Raw genomic sequence first — 18,025 nt, 5'->3', positions numbered from 1 at the left:
GCCCCTTATTGCAGTCCGGTTTTTTTAAAAAAGCCGGTTTTTCCGGAACATGCGGTAAAAAACAACGCTTTTACACACACGTTTTTATTATAAAGTAATGACAAGAGCTGCTCACTACTTTAGTTTCAGAAGGAGGATTCGCATGAAACTGTTAGCGATTACATCATGTCCAAACGGAATTGCCCACACGTATATGGCTGCGGAAAATTTGCAAAAAGCGGCCGATCGAATGGGCGTTCAAATGAAAGTCGAAACACAAGGCGGCATCGGGGTGGAAAATGAGCTGACCGAGCAGGAAATCCGCGAGGCAGACGCGATTATCATAGCCGCAGACCGCTCGGTCAACAAAGACCGTTTTATCGGGAAAAAACTTCTGGCTGTCGGTGTTCAGGAAGGCATCCGAAAACCGGAAGAATTAATACAAAAAGCGATCAGCGGCGATATACCTGTCTATCGGCCGGCTGCGAAAACGGAAGCCTCAGCTCAAACTGAGAAAAAACAAAATCCGATTTACCGGCATTTAATGAACGGTGTATCATTTATGGTTCCTTTCATCGTCGTCGGCGGATTATTGATTGCGGTCGCACTGACGCTTGGAGGTGAAAAAACGCCGAAAGGGTTAGTGATTCCTGATGAATCTTTTTGGAAAACGATTGAGCAAATCGGGGCTGCCTCATTCTCATTCATGATCCCGATTTTAGCCGGTTATATTGCCTACAGCATCGCCGATAAACCGGGGCTTGTGCCAGGGATGATCGGCGGATACATCGCAGCGACAGGAAGCTTTTACGGCAGCGGAAGCGGTGCGGGGTTCCTCGGCGGCATTATCGCGGGCTTTTTAGCCGGATATGCGGCGCTGGCCATCAAAAAATTAAAAGTGCCAAAAGCCATTCAGCCGATCATGCCGATCATCATCATACCGGTGGTTTCCTCGCTTATTGTCGGCTTGGCATTCGTATTGCTGATCGGCGCGCCTGTCGCGCAAATCTTTGAATCTTTGACGGTTTGGCTGGCTGGTATGCAGGGCTCAAGTTCGATTCTTTTGGCATTAATTTTAGGGGCGATGATTTCGTTTGATATGGGCGGCCCCGTCAATAAAGTGGCATTCCTGTTTGGTTCGGCCATGATCGGTGAAGGAAACTATGAAATTATGGGTCCGATCGCCGTCGCCATTTGTATTCCTCCGATCGGGCTTGGCATCGCAACGTTTTTAGGAAAAAGAAAATTTCAGGCGCAAGAAAGAGAAATGGGAAAAGCAGCATTTACAATGGGGTTATTCGGTATTACTGAAGGTGCCATACCGTTTGCTGCACAGGACCCGCTTCGCGTCATACCAAGTATTATGGCGGGTTCAATGACTGGTTCTGTGATCGCCATGATCGGTAATGTAGGGGACAGAGTCGCCCACGGCGGACCGATTGTAGCAGTGCTTGGCGCTGTCGATCATGTGTTGATGTTCTTCATCGCCGTTATTGCCGGATCCCTGGTCACCGCTCTTTTGGTCAATGTACTCAAAAAAGAGGTCGCAGCCGCTCCTGCAGGGGCAAGTGAGACTGCTGCAGTTCATGACATTCCGCAGCCGAACATCGAAATAAAAGCGGAAAGCAAAAAATCCGAAATACCGGAAATTAAAAAGCTCACAGACATCATTGATACAGATTTGATCGAACCTCATTTATCAGGGGATACGAGAGACGACATTATCGATGAAATGATTCAAAAATTGTCCCGTAAAGGTGCACTGCATTCGGAAAGCGAATTTAAACAAGCGATCATGAACCGCGAATTAGAGGGGACAACGGCAATCGGCATGAACATCGCGATCCCGCACGGGAAGTCTGACGCCGTCAAGAAGCCGAGTGTAGCATTCGGCATCAAACGTTCGGGCGTCGACTGGAAGAGTCTTGACGGAACTGACGCCAAACTGATCTTTATGATCGCCGTCCCGAAAGAAAGCGGGGGAAACGAGCATCTGAAGCTTCTGCAAATGCTCTCCCGAAAACTGATGGATGACACCTACAGGGACAAGCTTCTCTCTGCTCAAACAAAAGTAGAAGCATACAAACTTCTGGATGAAATCATCTAAAAAAGGAGGATGCCCGTCATGACTGAACCATTATTTTTCGAGCCTGTTTTTAAAGAAAGAATTTGGGGCGGCACAGCTTTAGCCTCTTTCGGCTACGAGATTCCATCCGAACAAACGGGGGAGTGCTGGGCTTTCGCCGCCCATCAAAATGGGCAAAGCGTCGTGAAAAACGGCATGTATAAAGGGCTCACACTCAGTGAATTATGGAATGAACATCGCCATTTATTCGGACATATAAAGGGAGACCGCTTTCCTCTTCTGACAAAAATTTTGGACGCCGACCAAGACCTATCCGTACAAGTGCATCCAAACGATGAATATGCAAAACTGCACGAAGACGGGGAGCTTGGAAAAACGGAATGCTGGTATATCATTGATTGTAAAGAAGATGCGGAGATCATTTACGGCCACCATGCCAAAACGCGGGAAGAACTGGTCTCAATGATCGAACGCGGGAAATGGAACGAGCTCTTGCGCCGCGTCAAAGTGAAGCCGGGAGATTTCTTCTATGTGCCGAGCGGAACCGTCCATGCGATCGGAAAAGGTATTTTGATTTTGGAGACGCAGCAGAATTCAGACACAACCTACAGACTATATGATTATGACAGAAAAGATGCTGAAGGAAATCTGCGCGAGCTCCATTTGCAAAAAAGCATAGAAGTGATCGACGTCCCGTCTTCGCCTGGCCGCGAAGATGTTCAATATGAAACATCGGGTAATGTCAAGACTGCCGCACTGATTGAGCGTCCTTATTTCTCAGTAGCAAAATGGGATGTAAAAGGATCAGCCTGTTTCAAACAGGATAAACCGTTTCTTCTTGTCAGCGTCATAGAAGGGGAAGGGCAGATCAACACGTCTTGCGGCAACGACTTTTCTTTTATAAAAGGAGATCACATGCTGCTGCCTGCGGGCTTTGGAGAATTTACAATCGCCGGCCGTGCAGAATGTATCGTCTCAAGCCTGTCAAATGAATAAGCCATCAACGGTACACTTTCTAAACAGACCATCAAAACGATGGTCTGTTTTACTTTTTCAAAAAAAGCATGCCGGCTTGCCAAAACGCGTTCGCCACAAGGCGGACAATGCATATTCCCAAGCTTTCACAAGTAAAATAGAGTAAACCAAAAAAACATTTGGAAATCTTCCAATTATTTGATAAGCTGATATTAAAAGCTTCATAACTTACACATCAGCTGCACTGCCCGGAGCTTTTCGCGAACAGATGCTTCATGAAACAAAAAAGCGGGGCTGTGTTCCGGCGACAAGCAGAAAAAAAGCCTGCTAAATGACCGAAACACCCGTGCCCTTCATAATTGGTTGGTCCTTATCTGGATGAGAAAAGGAGACGATGATTCGTATCAGGTAAAATGTAAGCGGATTCATCGTCTTTTTATCTCAGTTTATCACTCTTTTTAGCGGAAGCGAGGAGGAAAGCAATGGGGAAAGCAAAAATTCGATGGAATGAACCCTTGATTTCTCAACACGAATCGGCTGCTGAAGGATTTACGCCGGAAGATTTCACAGAGGAAGATCAACTGATTTCAAAAACGACAGAATCATTTGTCAAAAATGAAGTCATGCCCCTTCTTGAATCGATCGATCAGCAGGATCACGAAAGCGTGAAAAAATTGTTTCAAAAAGCGGGAGAGCTCGGATTGCTCAGTATCGAAGTTCCTGAGGAATACGGCGGCCTTTCACTCAGCAAGAAGCTTTCCGGGTTAGTAGCAGAGAAAATGGGAGCCGGCGGATCGTTCAGCGTCTCCTTTAATATTCATGCGGGCGTCGGGACATTGCCGTATATTTATTATGGAACAGAAGAACAAAAACGAAAATACCTTCCGAAACTGGCATCGGGCGAATGGATCGGAGCATATGCTCTGACAGAGCCGGGCGCAGGCTCAGATGCTTTAAACGCAAAAACGACGGCCGTCTTGAATGGGGAAGGAACAGCCTGGGTTTTAAACGGGGAAAAACAGTGGATTACGAACGCGCAAGTAGCTGATGTATATGTTGTCTTTGCAAAAACGGCGGAAGGCATGACAGCATTTATCGTCGAACGTTCGTTTAAAGGCGTTTCCATCGGACCTGAAGAGAAGAAGATGGGAATCAAAGGGTCTTCGACGGCAACCTTAATCCTCGAAGAAGTCGAGGTGCCAAACGACAATGTTTTGGGTCATGTCGGGAAAGGTCATCACGTCGCTTTGAACATTTTAAACATGGCCCGCTTAAAGCTCGCGTTTTCGAACATTGGAATGGCAAAGCAAGCATTGAACCTTGCCGTTAACTACGCCAAACAGCGCAAACAATTTAACAAGCCGATCATCGGTTTTTCAATGATTCAAGAAAAGATTGCCGACATGGCAATTTCGATTTTCGGCGCCGAAAGCGCTGCTTACAGAACGGCAGACTGCCTGGACCATGTTTTAAATTCGGCTGAGCCATTAGACGACAGACTGAGAAAACTCACAAACTATGCATCCGAATGCGCGATCAATAAAGTTCACTGCTCCGAAATACTCGACCGAAATGCAGACGAGGCGGTGCAGATTCATGGCGGCTACGGATACATGCAGGAGTACGAAGTCGAACGTTTGTACCGGGACGCGAGGATCAGCCGGATTTTCGAAGGGACAAACGAGATTAACCGTTTGACGATCGCCAAACTGATGATGAAAGAAGTGAAGCAAAACGGCATCTCAGAGCCGGAAGCTCAATTAAGCAGCGGGGAAAACCGAAACCGGCGGTTTATTCAGCTGTCCAACAGGCTTTTCGGCAAAACATTAAAAGCGCTTAAACGCTCCCGCGTGAACATTCAAAAGGAGCAGGAATACGCGCGGATTCTCGCCGACATGCAAAAAGAACTCTATGTGATGGAATCCGCCGCCCTCCGGACCGAAAAGGCAACCAAAAGATACGGAAGCGAAAAAGCACGGTTGAAAGAAATGATGACGAACGTTATTTGTGAAGAAGGCTTCCGCAAAATTGAAGAGATGGCGGTAACCGCCTTATCAGGCATAGAATCTGATGAAGCTGAAAGAAAGCTCGAATTGGAAGAGGTTCACAGCCTTACTTTGCCCCTTTTCAGCAATCTGTTTGCTCAAAAACGCGAAATCGCAGAGAAAATAGCCGCTCATGAAAAATATACGGTGTGATCGGAGGGAAACCGTTTGAAAAAAATCGGGTTTATCGGTTTGGGCAACATGGGTCTGCCCATGTCGAAAAATTTGCTTCAGGAGAACTTTGCGGTATATGGAACGGACCTTAACAAAGAAGCTGAATTGGCCCTCCATCATGCAGGGGGAACGATCGGGATTTCAGTTGAAAAGATGGTAAAAGAGTGTGACGCCATCCTCACAAGCCTTCCTTCATCAAAAGCTGCAGAGGAGGTTTTTCTGGGGAAAAAGGGGCTCGTCCACCTGGCTGAACCAGGCGTCCTTCTGATTGATACAAGCACGGTCGCTCCTGAACTGAATATCCGGATTGCAGAGGAAGCGAAAAGCAAAGGAATTGATTTTCTTGCGGCGCCGGTCAGCGGCGGTGTAATCGGAGCGGTCAACCGGACGCTTACCTTTATGGTCGGGGGGCCGAAGTCTGTTTTTGATAAAGCATTGCCTATTTTCAACGTATTGGGCGAGAATATTTTTCATGTGAACGAAAACATCGACAGCGGAACGAATACGAAGCTGATCAACAACCTCTTAATCGGTTTTTATACAGCCGGCATCAGTGAAGCCTTGCACCTTGCCAAAAACAGCAATCTCGATCTCGAAAAATTGTTTGAGATGCTGAACGTCAGCTATGGGCAGAGCCGAATCTATGAGCGCAACTATAAAAGTTTCATAGCGAATGAAAACTATGAACCTGGCTTTTCTTTGAAGCTGCTGCTGAAAGACCTTGGCTTTGCACTGGATTTGGCTGAGAAAAATGAGGTTGAACTGCCGGTGAGCAAGATTCTCTTCGGCATCTATGAAGAAGCTAATCAAAATGGATACGGTGAAAAAGATATGTCTGTTTTATACAAAAAAATAAGCGAACAGAAGACAACTTATCGGTAAGGAGAGGTGAGAACGCACATGATCACAACGAATGCCAAGAAAATTATGAACCATATCGACGGGGAGTGGGTGAATTCCTCAGGTACGAAAGCTGAAGAAGTCGTCAATCCTGCAAACGGAAACGTCATCGCTTATGCGCCCCTATCTGTGAGAGCGGATGTAGATCGTGCCGTGCAGGCTGCCAAACATGCTTATCAGACCTGGTCACTTGTGCCTGTCCCCAATCGGGCGAGACTTTTATACAAATATTTGCAGCTTCTTCAAGAGCAAAAAGAACAATTGGCAGACATCATTACGGCGGAAAACGGCAAAACGTTAAAAGATGCCCGAGGCGAAGTGCAGCGCGGAATTGAAGTTGTTGAGCTTGCAACAGCCACACCTACTTTAATGATGGGAGAATCCCTGCCCGCGATAGCAGGGGGCATCGACGGATCGATTTGGCGCTATCCTTTGGGGGTCGTCGCCGGTATTACGCCGTTTAACTTTCCAATGATGGTTCCTCTGTGGATGTTTCCGCTCGCCATTGCTTGCGGAAACACGTTCGTCCTGAAACCTTCGGAACGCACTCCTATTCTTGCCGGAAAGCTTGTCGAGCTGTTTTATGAAGCCGGGTTTCCGAAAGGTGTGCTGAACCTCGTTCATGGAGGAAAGGATGTTGTAAACGGAATATTGGAGAACGATGATATTAAAGCCGTCTCCTTCGTCGGTTCAGAACCGGTCGCAAAATATGTGTATCAAACGGGCACAGCCAACGGGAAGCGCGTTCAGGCGCTGGCCGGCGCAAAAAACCATGCGATTGTGATGCCGGATTGCCATCTTGAAAAATCGGTTCAAGGCATCATCGGGGCGGCATTCGGAAGCAGCGGAGAACGCTGTATGGCCTGCTCCGTCGCGGCGGTCGTTGATGACATCGCCGATGACTTCATGGAAATGCTCGTCTCTGAAACACGGAAGCTGAAGACAGGGGACGGCAGATCAGAGGATCACTTTGTCGGCCCGCTGATCCGCGAAGTCCATAAAGAACGCGTTCTTGACTATATCGACAGCGGTATAAAAGAGGGAGCCGCACTCGCCGTGGACGGACGCAATCCGGATGTTCAGGAAGGATATTTTGTGGGAGCCACGATTTTCGATCATGTAACACCGGAGATGAAAATCTGGCAGGACGAAATCTTTGCGCCGGTCTTGAGCGTCGTCCGCGTACAAGACCTTGATGAGGGGATCGAGCTCGCCAATCAATCCAAGTTTGCCAACGGCGCTGTCATCTACACGTCGAGCGGGAAAAGCGCCCAGCAGTTCCGCGACAAAATCGATGCCGGAATGATCGGCGTCAATGTCAACGTACCAGCTCCGATGGCATTCTTCTCCTTCGCAGGGAACAAGGCCTCTTTCTATGGAGACCTTGGGACAAACGGAAAAGATGGCGTCCAGTTTTACACGCGCAAAAAGGTCGTCACCGAACGCTGGTTCTAATTCTTAACATAAGGCTCCCTCTCATGCGCAACAGATTTTTTCAGAGGGGCCTTTTCTATTTCAACAGGGAGGGATCAATATTGAACTTGAAATATGCCACACTTAAAACAGAACATAGCATCACGACCGTCACGTTGAACAATCCGCCGGCAAATACACTCTCTTCTTCCTGTATCGCCGAATTGCGCTCTCTTTTTCGGGAATTGGCCCGCGACGAGGAGACAAAAGCGATCATCGTCACAGGAGAAGGACGATTTTTTGTGGCGGGAGCGGATATAAAAGAATTCGTTTCAAAACTCGGGGACCAAAAACAAGGGCTGGCACTCGCAAAAGGGGGCCAGGCGCTCTGTGATGAAATCGAAGCTTCCAATAAGCCCGTCATTGCGGCGATAAACGGACCGGCTCTTGGCGGAGGCCTGGAACTCGCAATGAGCTGCCACTTCAGAATCGTATCAGACGATGCAACACTCGGCCTTCCCGAATTAAAGCTCGGCTTGATTCCCGCTTTTGGAGGTACACAGCGGCTTCGCAACATAACGGATACAGCGACAGCACTCGATCTCATCCTGACGGGCCGAACGCTTTCAGCTCAAGAAGCGGTAGAGCTGAAAATTGCGCAGATGGCGGTAAAGGGGGAGGAACTGATGAAGACGGCAGAAGGGGTCGCGTCGTCTTTTATCGAAGGAAAAAGCATGACCAGCGTGAGACGCGCCGTCGAATGTGTCGTACAGGGCGCCTCTGAAAGCATGGAACAGGCACTGGAGAGAGAGCGAAACAGATTCGCCGAGCTGTTTGTCACTTCAGATGCCAAAGAAGGAATTCACGCATTTGTCGAAAAGCGCAAACCAAACTTTCATCATTCATAAAAGGAGTGGATCCAGATGTCCGATGATGTGCTGTTTTCCGTTAATCAAAACGGCGCCGCAGCGATTGTTTTGAATCGCCCGAAAGCGCTCAACTCCCTCACATACGACATGGTCCGTCTGATTGGTGAAAAATTAAACGAGTGGGAGACAGATCAAAACGTTTCTGTTGTATTCATCAAAGGTGCAGGACCAAAAGGACTGTGTGCCGGAGGGGATATTAAGGCACTCTATGAAGCACGTTCGTCAAAACAGGCCCTGCAAGATGCCGAGCGCTTTTTTGAAACAGAGTACGAAGTCGATATGGCAGTCCATCGATTTCCGAAACCGATCATCGCCTGCTTGGATGGGATCGTCATGGGGGGAGGCGTCGGCCTGACATACGGGGCCAGCCACCGGATTGTCACGGAGAGGACAAAATGGGCGATGCCTGAAATGAATATCGGTTTCTTTCCGGATGTCGGGGCAGCCTATTTTTTAAACAGAGCTCCGGGACACATAGGAAGATATCTTGGATTAACGGCATCTGTCATCCATGCGGCAGACGTGCTGTATATCAATGGGGCAGACGCCTACATGGAGAGCGGCGCTTTAGAACGATTGATCCAAACAGTGGAACAAACAGATTGGCGCCTTGTAAACGTTGAAGAAAAGCTCAATCAGCTGATCGGCGAATCGAAAACGAAGCCCTCCCAAGAAAGCACGCTCGCCCGTGATCAGCAAGCGATTGACCGGCATTTTAAGTATGATAAGCTCGAAGAGATCCTTCAATCGCTCGAAAGCGAAGGAAGCACTTTTAGCTCGAATGTGAAAAAAACGATGCTTTCAAAAGCGCCATTTTCATTGAAAATCACATTGAAACAGCTGGCGGACGGACGTCAAAAAACATTGGAAGAATGCTTTGCCACGGATCTTGTGCTGGCGAAGAACTTTTTAAAGCACGACGATTTCTTCGAAGGCGTCCGGTCCGTCCTGATCGACCGTGATCAATCGCCGAACTACAAGTACCGGCACGTTTCAGATGTAACCGATGAAGCGGTGGACCGGTTTTTCCAACCTTCTGAATCTGTCCGATTTTAAAAGCTGGAGCTGACGATTAACGTCAGCTCTTTTTTTGTAAACCTCCCACGGTTTCTATCTGGGGGCCACCAACAATATGCTAAGGTACCATCGGCTTTAATTCATTGATTAAGAGGGCTGAGTGAACCTAAGCTTGCTATATTCTTCATATCAAAGGTGTATACTCCAAGAAAATTAATATGTTCCCATCCCAATTCCCCTCGTTTCCCAAAAATAAGGCGCTCGCAAGGCCATTCATGGTCTCACCTTTTTTCACTGATACGACGACGTAAGGATTCATTTGATATGTAATCCAAAATTAGAATTGTATTTTTCAATTCCTCCACGTGATTCTCATAATCCACACTAATCTCAACGATAAATGTTTCCTGTTCAATGATATGGTTTTATAAATTCGTTGATTATTGATGCTGTACATTCATTAGGATCATTGGAGAGTACCTCAGCTTTTTAAAAAACTGAGGTCATTTGTTTCAATATAATTACACCTGTAGTTGAACATCAAAACAAAAACTACAATTTTGATATCTTGCTTTTACATTCGCAAACGCGTACGAGGGTCATCATAGGAGATATACTATGGATGGGGGTTACGCCCAAAACAATGCTGAATAAGGGAACTGGCGTATAACAAGGTTTCGAATAATATGAATTAATAGGGGGTTATTATGAAAAATAAAATACATTTTAATTTTTACAAGCTTTGGCTAGGACAGTCTGTAAGTTTGTTAGGTACCCAGTTTACAATAGTAGCTTTGCCTCTTTTTGCATTAGAGGTGCTACAAACAAGTGAGGCAAATGCTGCCATGCTTCGTGGGATTATATTCATACCCTACCTAATTTTCGGATTAGTAGCTGGTGCTTTGATAGACATCCTTCACAGAAAAAATATTTTGCTAATTTGTAGTATATGTCAAGGCGTTTTATTTTTAGCAGTATTCATACTGACTGTAACAAATATAATAACGTTCCCTTTATTGGTGTTTCTCATGTTTTTGAATGGAGTATTTACTACGTTTTACAACATTGCAATTCCCTCTTTCTTGCCTGAAATATTAACAGATAAAGACAACTTAAAAAAAGGAAATGCACTACTAGCTCTTTCAGAGTCTCTCTCTATAGTAATTGGTCCTATGCTAGCAGGAATCGTTATTACTCTAGTTGGATTAACAGGCTCTTTCACTGTTGACGCAGTAACGTATTTTGTTTGTTTTGTGTTTGTATTATTTATTTCAAAGTTTAAACCGCATACAGAGGGCTCTTTAAAAAACGCAAATATAAAATCCGTATACAAAGACATATATGAAGGTTTGATATATTTTAAAAAACACCCTGTATTAGAACCAATTGTAAGCTGTGGCGCTGTTTACGGTTTTTTTAAATACATACTAAATAGTATTTTAGTAATATTCCTTTATAAGGTAATGGGTCTATCTGAACTTGAAATAGGCTTTGTTGTAGGTTCAGCAGCGGTGGGATTTTTAATAGGCAATACATTACTCATGAAAAAAAGTCAACAAATTAATAATACAAAAATGCTTATTTATAGCGCTACTGTATCAGTTATCGGTCTGGCCTTTATACCGATAATGGGATATTTGGGAACCGTTTACGGTTTAGTAGCTGCAAGTATCATACATGGCATGGGAGAAGGTGTATTTGGCCCTTACTCTGCAACCATACGACAACTTGCTTCACCAAGTCACATGCTAGGCAGAGTAAATGCTGTACAGCGTACGCTTAATTGGGGAGCTTGGGCATTAGGAAGTTTTGCTAGTGCATTTTTAGTTTCTATATTCGGGCTTCAAACTACGTTATTTATAGGGGGCTTCGGAACAACATTGTGTTTAATGATGTTGTTAAGGCGAGGCGTATCAAAAGGAACCGAAATTGAATATACGAGTTCATTATAGAGGAGATGATTATGATGTATAAGATATCAAAAGGAATCGACATAGAAAATACACCACACATTTTATTTATAGGGGGATGGACAAAACCTATACAAGATGCTTTAGATAGGGGGTATACTGTTTCGTATATAGGGTCTTACACTAAACACATATACTTTGATGGAACTATTTTAGAAAAGTGTTTCTATAAAAAAGAAATAGACACAACAAATATACCCTTGTCTGTATACTATGCTGAAGAATTGTACAAAGAGAAACCATTTGAGGTGGTAGTATCTTTCAACGAAGCAGCCTTAGATACGGCTTGCATAATTGCAAAGATTTTTAATGTTAAAGGACCTTCTTACAATGCTAATATGATAACCCGCAATAAGGACATGATGCGTGAAATTCTAGCAGGCAAAGACTTTTCGATAGATTCGACAGTTTGCAATAACATAAAAGACATTGATGAATTTTTGAACAAAAAAGGCAGCATTATAATAAAGCCTCCGATTGGTGCAGGTGGTATAGGAGTGTCTAAGCTAGACACGGGAGATAACGTAGAGGTATTTATTAAAGATAATGGTATTCAACTACCTGTTTTAGTGGAAGAGTACGTTGAAGGTGACGTAGTTTATACGGTCGAAACCGTTTCTTATAACAAAAAACACTCTATACTAGCTATATCAGCTGAAATATTTAAAGAAGATACGTTTATAATAAACTATACTATTATGCCGGCACCTATAGATGAATCCCAAAAAAAATTAATTATGGAGAAAGTAATGCTATTTTTGGAGGACATGCAACTGGAAGACGGCATTACTCATACAGAGGTAAAGTTAGACAAACAAAAAAAGCCAATAATCATAGAGTCTCAAGTTAGGATAGGTGGCGGAAACATATGGAAAATGGTGGAACTAACAACCGGCATATCTCAATTTGGATACTATTATGATGCGTTAGCTACCAAGACTATAGATGAATTTAGATGTGTACCTTCAAAATGTCAAGCTATGTCTTTAAGCTTGATTCCAAAACCAGGTTGCATAAAAGAAATCAAATACAATGAGCTAGCTAACATTTCCGAGGTCGTATTAATTGATCTATTTGTAAAAGAGGGTGACACCATATCACCTATTGTTGACAGTACAGGGCGCAAAGGAAGTATATTATTTACAGCTAAGGATATAGAACATATGTATGAAGTTGCTTATGAAATATGTGACAATATAACATTTGTTTATCAGGACTTGTCAGAATGGAAACCTTCATTTAAAAAGAAATGTGGCACATGACTTGTCTATGTCAAGGTGCCTCAAAAAAGAACTCTTCAAATTCGAAGGGTTCTTTAAATTTTTATTCGCTGTTTAGTTATGCACGGTATTCAGCTACGATGGTATTATCTCAAACAGTACAGCGTTACACTGGCGATGATGCAGGTATAATCGGTAGAATAAGAGAAAGCAAGAGATCATCCTAAAAAGGAAGGAACAATGAAAAAAATCATGATGTTTTTATTCATTTTTATCATCGTATTTTGCGCGGCTGTTTTGTTATTCATCAAGTTACACCCTGTGTTTGGGGGAAATCCAAGCACAGAACAAAAAAAGCTGTATCAAAGCTTTGACAATTATGCAGATGGCAAATTTGTCAATCAAGCTCCGGAAAAGATGGATATGGGCGGAATCTCCGGCGTTTTCTCGATGATGAGAGACGCTGTTTCCGGCGGCAAGGAACGCAACCCTTCCGGTCAAATCCCTGTTTCTAAGATCGATTGGAGCACAGTTAAAGATAACGAAGACAGCTTAACATGGTTTGGACATTCCGCTTTTTTACTGAGCATCGACCGCAAAAAAATACTCGTAGATCCTATGCTGGGTTCAATCGCTTCACCCGTATCATTTATCGGAAGCAGACGCTACAGCGAAGACATCCTGCATATGGTCGATGATATGCCGCCGATTGACGCCGTCTTGATCACACATGATCATTATGATCACTTAGATTATCCATCCATCTTAAAGCTGAAGGAAAAGGCCGGTCATTTCTTCGTTCCCCACGGAGTCAGCGCACACTTGATACGGTGGGGAGTTGAGAAAGAAAAAATCACAGAGCTCAATTGGTGGGATGAAACGGAGTTTCAAGGTTTGACGATATCCTTGACACCGTCCAAACACTTTTCGGGTAGAGGATTGTTGAATCGAAACACGACCCTGTGGGGCGGCTGGGTTATCCTCGGAAAGCATACGCGTTTTTATACGAGCGGTGACGGGGGATATGATGAACATTTTAAGGAAATCGGCAAAAAATACGGCCCTTTTGATATCACCTTAATGGAGGGCGGTCAATATGACAGACGCTGGTCCGGGATTCATATGACACCCGAACAATCTGTACAGGCCCACAAAGATGTAAAAGGAAAGAACATGATGTTGATTCACTGGGGCGCGTTCACCCTCGCCTATCATGGCTGGAAAGAGCCGATTGAACGTGCTTTGAAAGAAGCTGAAAAAAAAGGCGCCAACATGATTGCTCCCGCGATTGGTGAAACAATCCTGTTAAACGGCCAATACTCGCTTCCCGAATCCTTTTGGTGGGATATGTAAACATGCCGTTTATCCGTATACAAGTCACACCCTTTGCAACTCTAAAAAAAGCCGTTTCCAGCGCAGGCTGGAGACGGCTTTTATCAGGAAATTTCACAAAAACCCTTGCGTTAAAGTGGACTTTAACGATTATTCTGTAGATGCAGCTTATTCGCAGCCTTAATCGAAAAAAGCAAGGAGAGTTATGATGAATGGGGAGGCGGAATCTTTCCAATGGTTCCGGGACATGAAATCGCCGGCGTTGTCAAAGCAGTAGGACCAGACGTTAAAAAATTTGCTGTCGGCGACCGCGTCGGGGTCGGCTGCTTCGTCGACTCCTGCGGCGAATGTGAATACTGTCGGAGCGGAGAGGAGCAATTTTGTACGAAAGGCGTGATCCAAACGTATAACTGTTTAGACTACGATGGTCATCCGACATACGGCGGTTACAGCCAGTACATCGTGGTCAAAGAAGATTTCGTTGTCCGCATTCCGGACAGTCTGAACTTGGATGCTGCCAGCCCGCTCTTATGCGCGGGCATTACCACGTACTCTCCTTTGAAGCATTGGAACGCAGGTCCCGACAAGAAAATTGCCGTTGTTGGAATGGGGGGACTCGGCCATGTCGCCATCCAATTCGCGCATGCCATGGGGGCAGAAGTAACGGTCCTGAGCCGCTCTTTGAATAAACAAGAAGAAGCCTTGCGTTTTGGCGCAGACCATTAGTTGCAACTAGTGATCCTACTGTATTTATTGAACTGGCCGGGCCGTTTTGACCTCATTTTAAACACGGTGTCCGCCAATCTGGACGTTGATGCTATTTATCGCTTCTTCGCGTAGATGGAACACTTGTTAACGTCGGCGCGCCGGCAGAACCGGATCAATACAGTGTGTTTTCCTTAATTATGGGCCGCCGCAGCATTCCAGGTTCGCTAGTCGGCGGCATTCGCGAGACACAAGAGATGCTTGATTTCGCTGCTGAACACGGCATCGCTCCGCAAGATGAAGCGTATGAGCGCGTACTTCGCAGCGATGTGCGTTATCGATTCGTGATTGATATCTCCACTTTGTAAATCATATGTAATACAGAGAGGCCAGTCATTTTATTTGACTGGCCTTTTTTCGCCTGATCCGGCAATTTCAGCGGAGCGGATGGACATACAGCTTCATTCTATATGGCATTTCACAACCTCCCAAATGTAAGATTTCTTTTCAAATTACCATTTTACATGATGTAACAGAATTGTAAATTATCTTCATAGGGAAGAGCTATCTTCATGCATACATGTTGGCAAGGCCGTAATTAATCAACTTATCCGAGATACTGTTTTAATATATCCAACCCTAATTTCAGCTCATCTAATGAATTTGTAGAAGAAAGCGCAATGCGCAAATATTTTTCGCGCGTCGTCTGCCCGCTGAGAAAACGGTCGGAATGAAAAACCCGAATCCCACGCTTCCTCAAATCCGTCTCCAATTGTGATGAGTCAGCATGCTCTTCAATCGGAAGCCATCGGTATAAACTAAGAGGATGTTCACCAGGCTCAGTTACAGGAAAATATGCCGCATAAAGATCATTGGCCGACTGTGCAAGCTTTTTCTTTTGAGCAACGATTTCATGAGCCTTACCTGATAAAATCAGCTCAGTAATGACCTCCGCATCTAAAGATGACGTTTTGACATTGATGTTAAAAATGCCCTGCAATATCTTTTCCCGTAAAGCATCCCCATACACCATATAGGCAACTCTTAACCCGGAGCATATCGACTTTGAGGTGCTGCAAATGTATATGCTCTGATCTGGAAGCAAACTAAACATTGGCTGCTGATAATCTGATACAATCCCTGCCGTCAGAAACGCATGAATATCATCCTCGATCAACAGCAAATCATGCTTGCGGATGGCCTCCACTAATTCATGCTTTCGAACATCTGATATCATCACGGTTGTCGGATTACAGCATGAGGGCATCAGAAATATGCCGTGAATTTTCGTCTGGCAGCACTGCTTTTCAAGTTCATCCGGCAGCATTCCATACTGGTCACCGGAAACAGGTACCAATTGAATATGGAGCATTTTGGCCAGCTCAATAAAGTTCGAATACGTGTATAGGTCAGTTGCAATGCGGTCACCAGGGTCAAACAGCGAGGTCAATGCAATGGCCAACGCATTTTGAGCACCGGAAACAATCGCAATATGTTCTTGGTCTGCGTGAATACCGAAAGATTCCATCCAGTTTAGCCCTGCCGTTTTTTGATGCGGAATACCAGTCGGGTCATTGTAGTCCATTAGCTTCTCCAAATAGCTTTTATCTGCAGCTTTTTGAACAACCTCCGCTACCATTCCGTTGGTTTGCTCAAAAGAGGCTACAAATCCGAGATCAATGCAGTTTGTCACCTTATCTGCGGAAATGGTGATAGAGCGGGCAGCATTAGGAGCGACGAAGGTGCCGCTTCCGGTGACAGCATAAATCAGCCCCTTGAACTCACATAGTTTGTAGGCGCGTGTAATCGTGGTAAAGTTTAAATCAAGAAAATCTGCCAGTTCCCGTTGCGGAGGCAGCTTTGTCCCAGGCGCCAAAAAACCGTTTACGATATCCTCTTCAAGCAATGTCGCAATCGAATAATAATAAGGACGCTTCAATGCTTTCTTATCAGGTTTCCAAGACATTGGATAGTTGTCAAACGAATTGACTGGCATTTTGCTCCTCCTACATTTAAATTCCATACAATAATATCATCAATAGTTTGGAATTCAAATGCAGAACGGGAAGTTTTAAAGAGGGGACAATTAAAGGAGGCCCGATCTGTAAAAGTCCCTGAAAATGGGGCTTTTTTTAAACTAAATAATTGTAATCCATACAATTATCTTGTTTATTGTATGGATTTCGTATGTTAAATTTGTATGGAATAAAGCTGGTAACAGAGGATGTGAACCATGTGACAAAAAGAGATCATATATGGAGTGCATGTCGAGCGGCTTTTCCATATACCGTACCTATTCTTGCAGGCTTTGTTTTTTTGGGGATCGCCTATGGAATTTATATGAATTCCTTAGGGTTCAATGCAATTTACCCTATCATAATGAGCTTCGCTATTTTTGCAGGATCAATGGAGTTTGTTGCGGCCAATTTACTTCTTGCCGCCTTTAACCCGACGAATGCCCTATTTCTAACCCTCATGGTGAACGCACGCCATTTGTTTTATGGCATTTCTATGTTGGATAAGTATAGGGGAACAGGCAGAAAAAAGTTTTATCTGATTTATGGACTGTGCGACGAATCTTTTTCTATCAATTGTACCGTAAATGTTCCAAAGGATATAGACAAGGGCTGGTTTATGTTCTTCGTGACGCTGTTCAATCATTTCTATTGGGTGATAGGAGCGGCGATCGGCGGCGTTTTCGGATCTTTTGTCCGGTTCAACACAGAAGGGCTCGATTTTGTGATGACTGCTCTTTTTGTGGTAATTTTCATAGAACAATGGATGAAAGAGAAAAAGCACCACAGCGCGCTTGCAGGACTCGGACTTTCTGCAGTCAGTCTGATCATCTTTGGCGGAAATCACTTCATTATCCCAGCTATGCTGGCCATTCTCGGGGTACTTACTGTCCTTAGAAAACCATTAGAGAAAGCTGAGGTTACTGTATGACGATGAGTTTTACACAGCAAATGATCACGATTGCCATGATCGTGTTAGGCACAATGCTGACAAGGTTTCTTCCTTTTATGATTTTTCCATCGGACAAACCTACGCCGACATATGTTCAATACCTTGGAAAAGTGCTTCCTTCAGCGGTAATCGGACTTTTGATCGTTTATTGTTTTAAGGATGTGAGCCTGCTTTCCGGCAGCCGCGGAATCCCCGAACTGATCGGGGCAGCGGCAGTTGCGCTGCTTCATTTTTGGAAGAAAAATATGCTCCTTTCTATTGCCGGAGGAACGATTATCTATATGATACTGGTGCAATGGGTTTTTAATTGAAC

Annotated in this window: 13 protein-coding genes and 2 pseudogenes; 13 read left to right on the top strand and 2 right to left on the bottom strand. The window is 44.7% G+C overall.

Going from position 1 to position 18,025, the window contains the following annotated elements:
• Positions 1 to 142 precede the first annotated feature (142 nt).
• The 7 genes from MKZ04_RS05740 to MKZ04_RS05710 all read left to right on the top strand — a co-directional run bounded on the left by MKZ04_RS05740 (position 143) and on the right by MKZ04_RS05710 (position 9,557).
• Positions 143 to 2,086 (top strand): PTS fructose transporter subunit IIABC, encoded by a 1,944-nt coding sequence (locus tag MKZ04_RS05740; protein WP_023857540.1) that lies wholly within the window; start codon positions 143 to 145, stop codon positions 2,084 to 2,086.
• A gap of 18 nt (positions 2,087 to 2,104) precedes the next feature.
• On the top strand, positions 2,105 to 3,061 hold the full coding sequence (gene manA, locus MKZ04_RS05735) for a mannose-6-phosphate isomerase, class I (RefSeq protein WP_412676063.1): 957 nt from the start codon (positions 2,105 to 2,107) through the stop codon (positions 3,059 to 3,061).
• A 461-nt stretch (positions 3,062 to 3,522) separates the two neighbouring features.
• Positions 3,523 to 5,238 (top strand): acyl-CoA dehydrogenase family protein, encoded by a 1,716-nt coding sequence (locus MKZ04_RS05730; RefSeq protein WP_341045486.1) that lies wholly within the window; start codon positions 3,523 to 3,525, stop codon positions 5,236 to 5,238.
• A 15-nt stretch (positions 5,239 to 5,253) separates the two neighbouring features.
• On the top strand, positions 5,254 to 6,141 hold the full coding sequence (locus MKZ04_RS05725; RefSeq protein ID WP_079289545.1) for an NAD(P)-dependent oxidoreductase: 888 nt from the start codon (positions 5,254 to 5,256) through the stop codon (positions 6,139 to 6,141).
• Positions 6,142 to 6,159: 18 nt separating this feature from the next.
• Complete coding sequence (locus tag MKZ04_RS05720) at positions 6,160 to 7,614, top strand: CoA-acylating methylmalonate-semialdehyde dehydrogenase (protein WP_075213289.1); 1,455 nt, start codon at positions 6,160 to 6,162, stop codon at positions 7,612 to 7,614.
• An 80-nt stretch (positions 7,615 to 7,694) separates the two neighbouring features.
• Positions 7,695 to 8,480 (top strand): enoyl-CoA hydratase-related protein, encoded by a 786-nt coding sequence (locus MKZ04_RS05715; protein ID WP_095290662.1) that lies wholly within the window; start codon positions 7,695 to 7,697, stop codon positions 8,478 to 8,480.
• Positions 8,481 to 8,495: 15 nt separating this feature from the next.
• Complete coding sequence (locus MKZ04_RS05710) at positions 8,496 to 9,557, top strand: enoyl-CoA hydratase/isomerase family protein (protein ID WP_341045482.1); 1,062 nt, start codon at positions 8,496 to 8,498, stop codon at positions 9,555 to 9,557.
• A gap of 101 nt (positions 9,558 to 9,658) precedes the next feature.
• Here MKZ04_RS05710 and MKZ04_RS21800 read toward each other — a convergent pair.
• Positions 9,659 to 9,874 (bottom strand): annotated as a pseudogene (locus MKZ04_RS21800) (Tn3 family transposase); the annotation flags it as partial.
• Between the two features lie 351 nt (positions 9,875 to 10,225).
• Here MKZ04_RS21800 and MKZ04_RS05705 point away from each other — a divergent pair.
• From MKZ04_RS05705 to MKZ04_RS05690, 4 genes and pseudogenes are all read left to right on the top strand, one after another.
• Positions 10,226 to 11,470: an MFS transporter gene (locus MKZ04_RS05705; protein WP_341045480.1), complete on the top strand. Its 1,245-nt coding sequence runs from the start codon at positions 10,226 to 10,228 to the stop codon at positions 11,468 to 11,470.
• A gap of 14 nt (positions 11,471 to 11,484) precedes the next feature.
• Complete coding sequence (locus MKZ04_RS05700) at positions 11,485 to 12,750, top strand: ATP-grasp domain-containing protein (protein ID WP_025810008.1); 1,266 nt, start codon at positions 11,485 to 11,487, stop codon at positions 12,748 to 12,750.
• A gap of 210 nt (positions 12,751 to 12,960) precedes the next feature.
• Positions 12,961 to 14,061, top strand: coding sequence for an MBL fold metallo-hydrolase (locus tag MKZ04_RS05695; protein ID WP_341047073.1), 1,101 nt, complete (start codon positions 12,961 to 12,963; stop codon positions 14,059 to 14,061).
• Between the two features lie 180 nt (positions 14,062 to 14,241).
• A pseudogene (locus tag MKZ04_RS05690) lies at positions 14,242 to 15,113 on the top strand (NAD(P)-dependent alcohol dehydrogenase); the annotation flags it as partial.
• Positions 15,114 to 15,352: 239 nt separating this feature from the next.
• Here the strand turns inward: MKZ04_RS05690 and MKZ04_RS05685 are convergent.
• Positions 15,353 to 16,741, bottom strand: coding sequence for an aminotransferase-like domain-containing protein (locus MKZ04_RS05685; protein WP_023857552.1), 1,389 nt, complete (start codon positions 16,739 to 16,741; stop codon positions 15,353 to 15,355).
• 191 nt (positions 16,742 to 16,932) lie between these two features.
• Here MKZ04_RS05685 and azlC point away from each other — a divergent pair, with 191 nt between their 5' ends.
• Both azlC and MKZ04_RS05675 read left to right on the top strand, forming a co-directional pair.
• Positions 16,933 to 17,691: an azaleucine resistance protein AzlC gene (gene azlC / locus MKZ04_RS05680; RefSeq protein WP_043054325.1), complete on the top strand. Its 759-nt coding sequence runs from the start codon at positions 16,933 to 16,935 to the stop codon at positions 17,689 to 17,691.
• On the top strand, positions 17,688 to 18,023 hold the full coding sequence (locus MKZ04_RS05675; RefSeq protein WP_023857554.1) for a branched-chain amino acid transporter permease: 336 nt from the start codon (positions 17,688 to 17,690) through the stop codon (positions 18,021 to 18,023). Before azlC ends, MKZ04_RS05675 begins: the two co-directional genes overlap by 4 nt.
• Positions 18,024 to 18,025: the final 2 nt, after the last annotated feature.

The organism is Bacillus sp. FSL W7-1354 (assembly GCF_038002405.1).
Classification (GTDB): Bacteria; Bacillota; Bacilli; order Bacillales; family Bacillaceae; genus Bacillus; species Bacillus paralicheniformis.
Note: the sequence above shows the minus strand (reverse complement) of the source record. Positions and strands in the feature narration are given on the sequence as shown.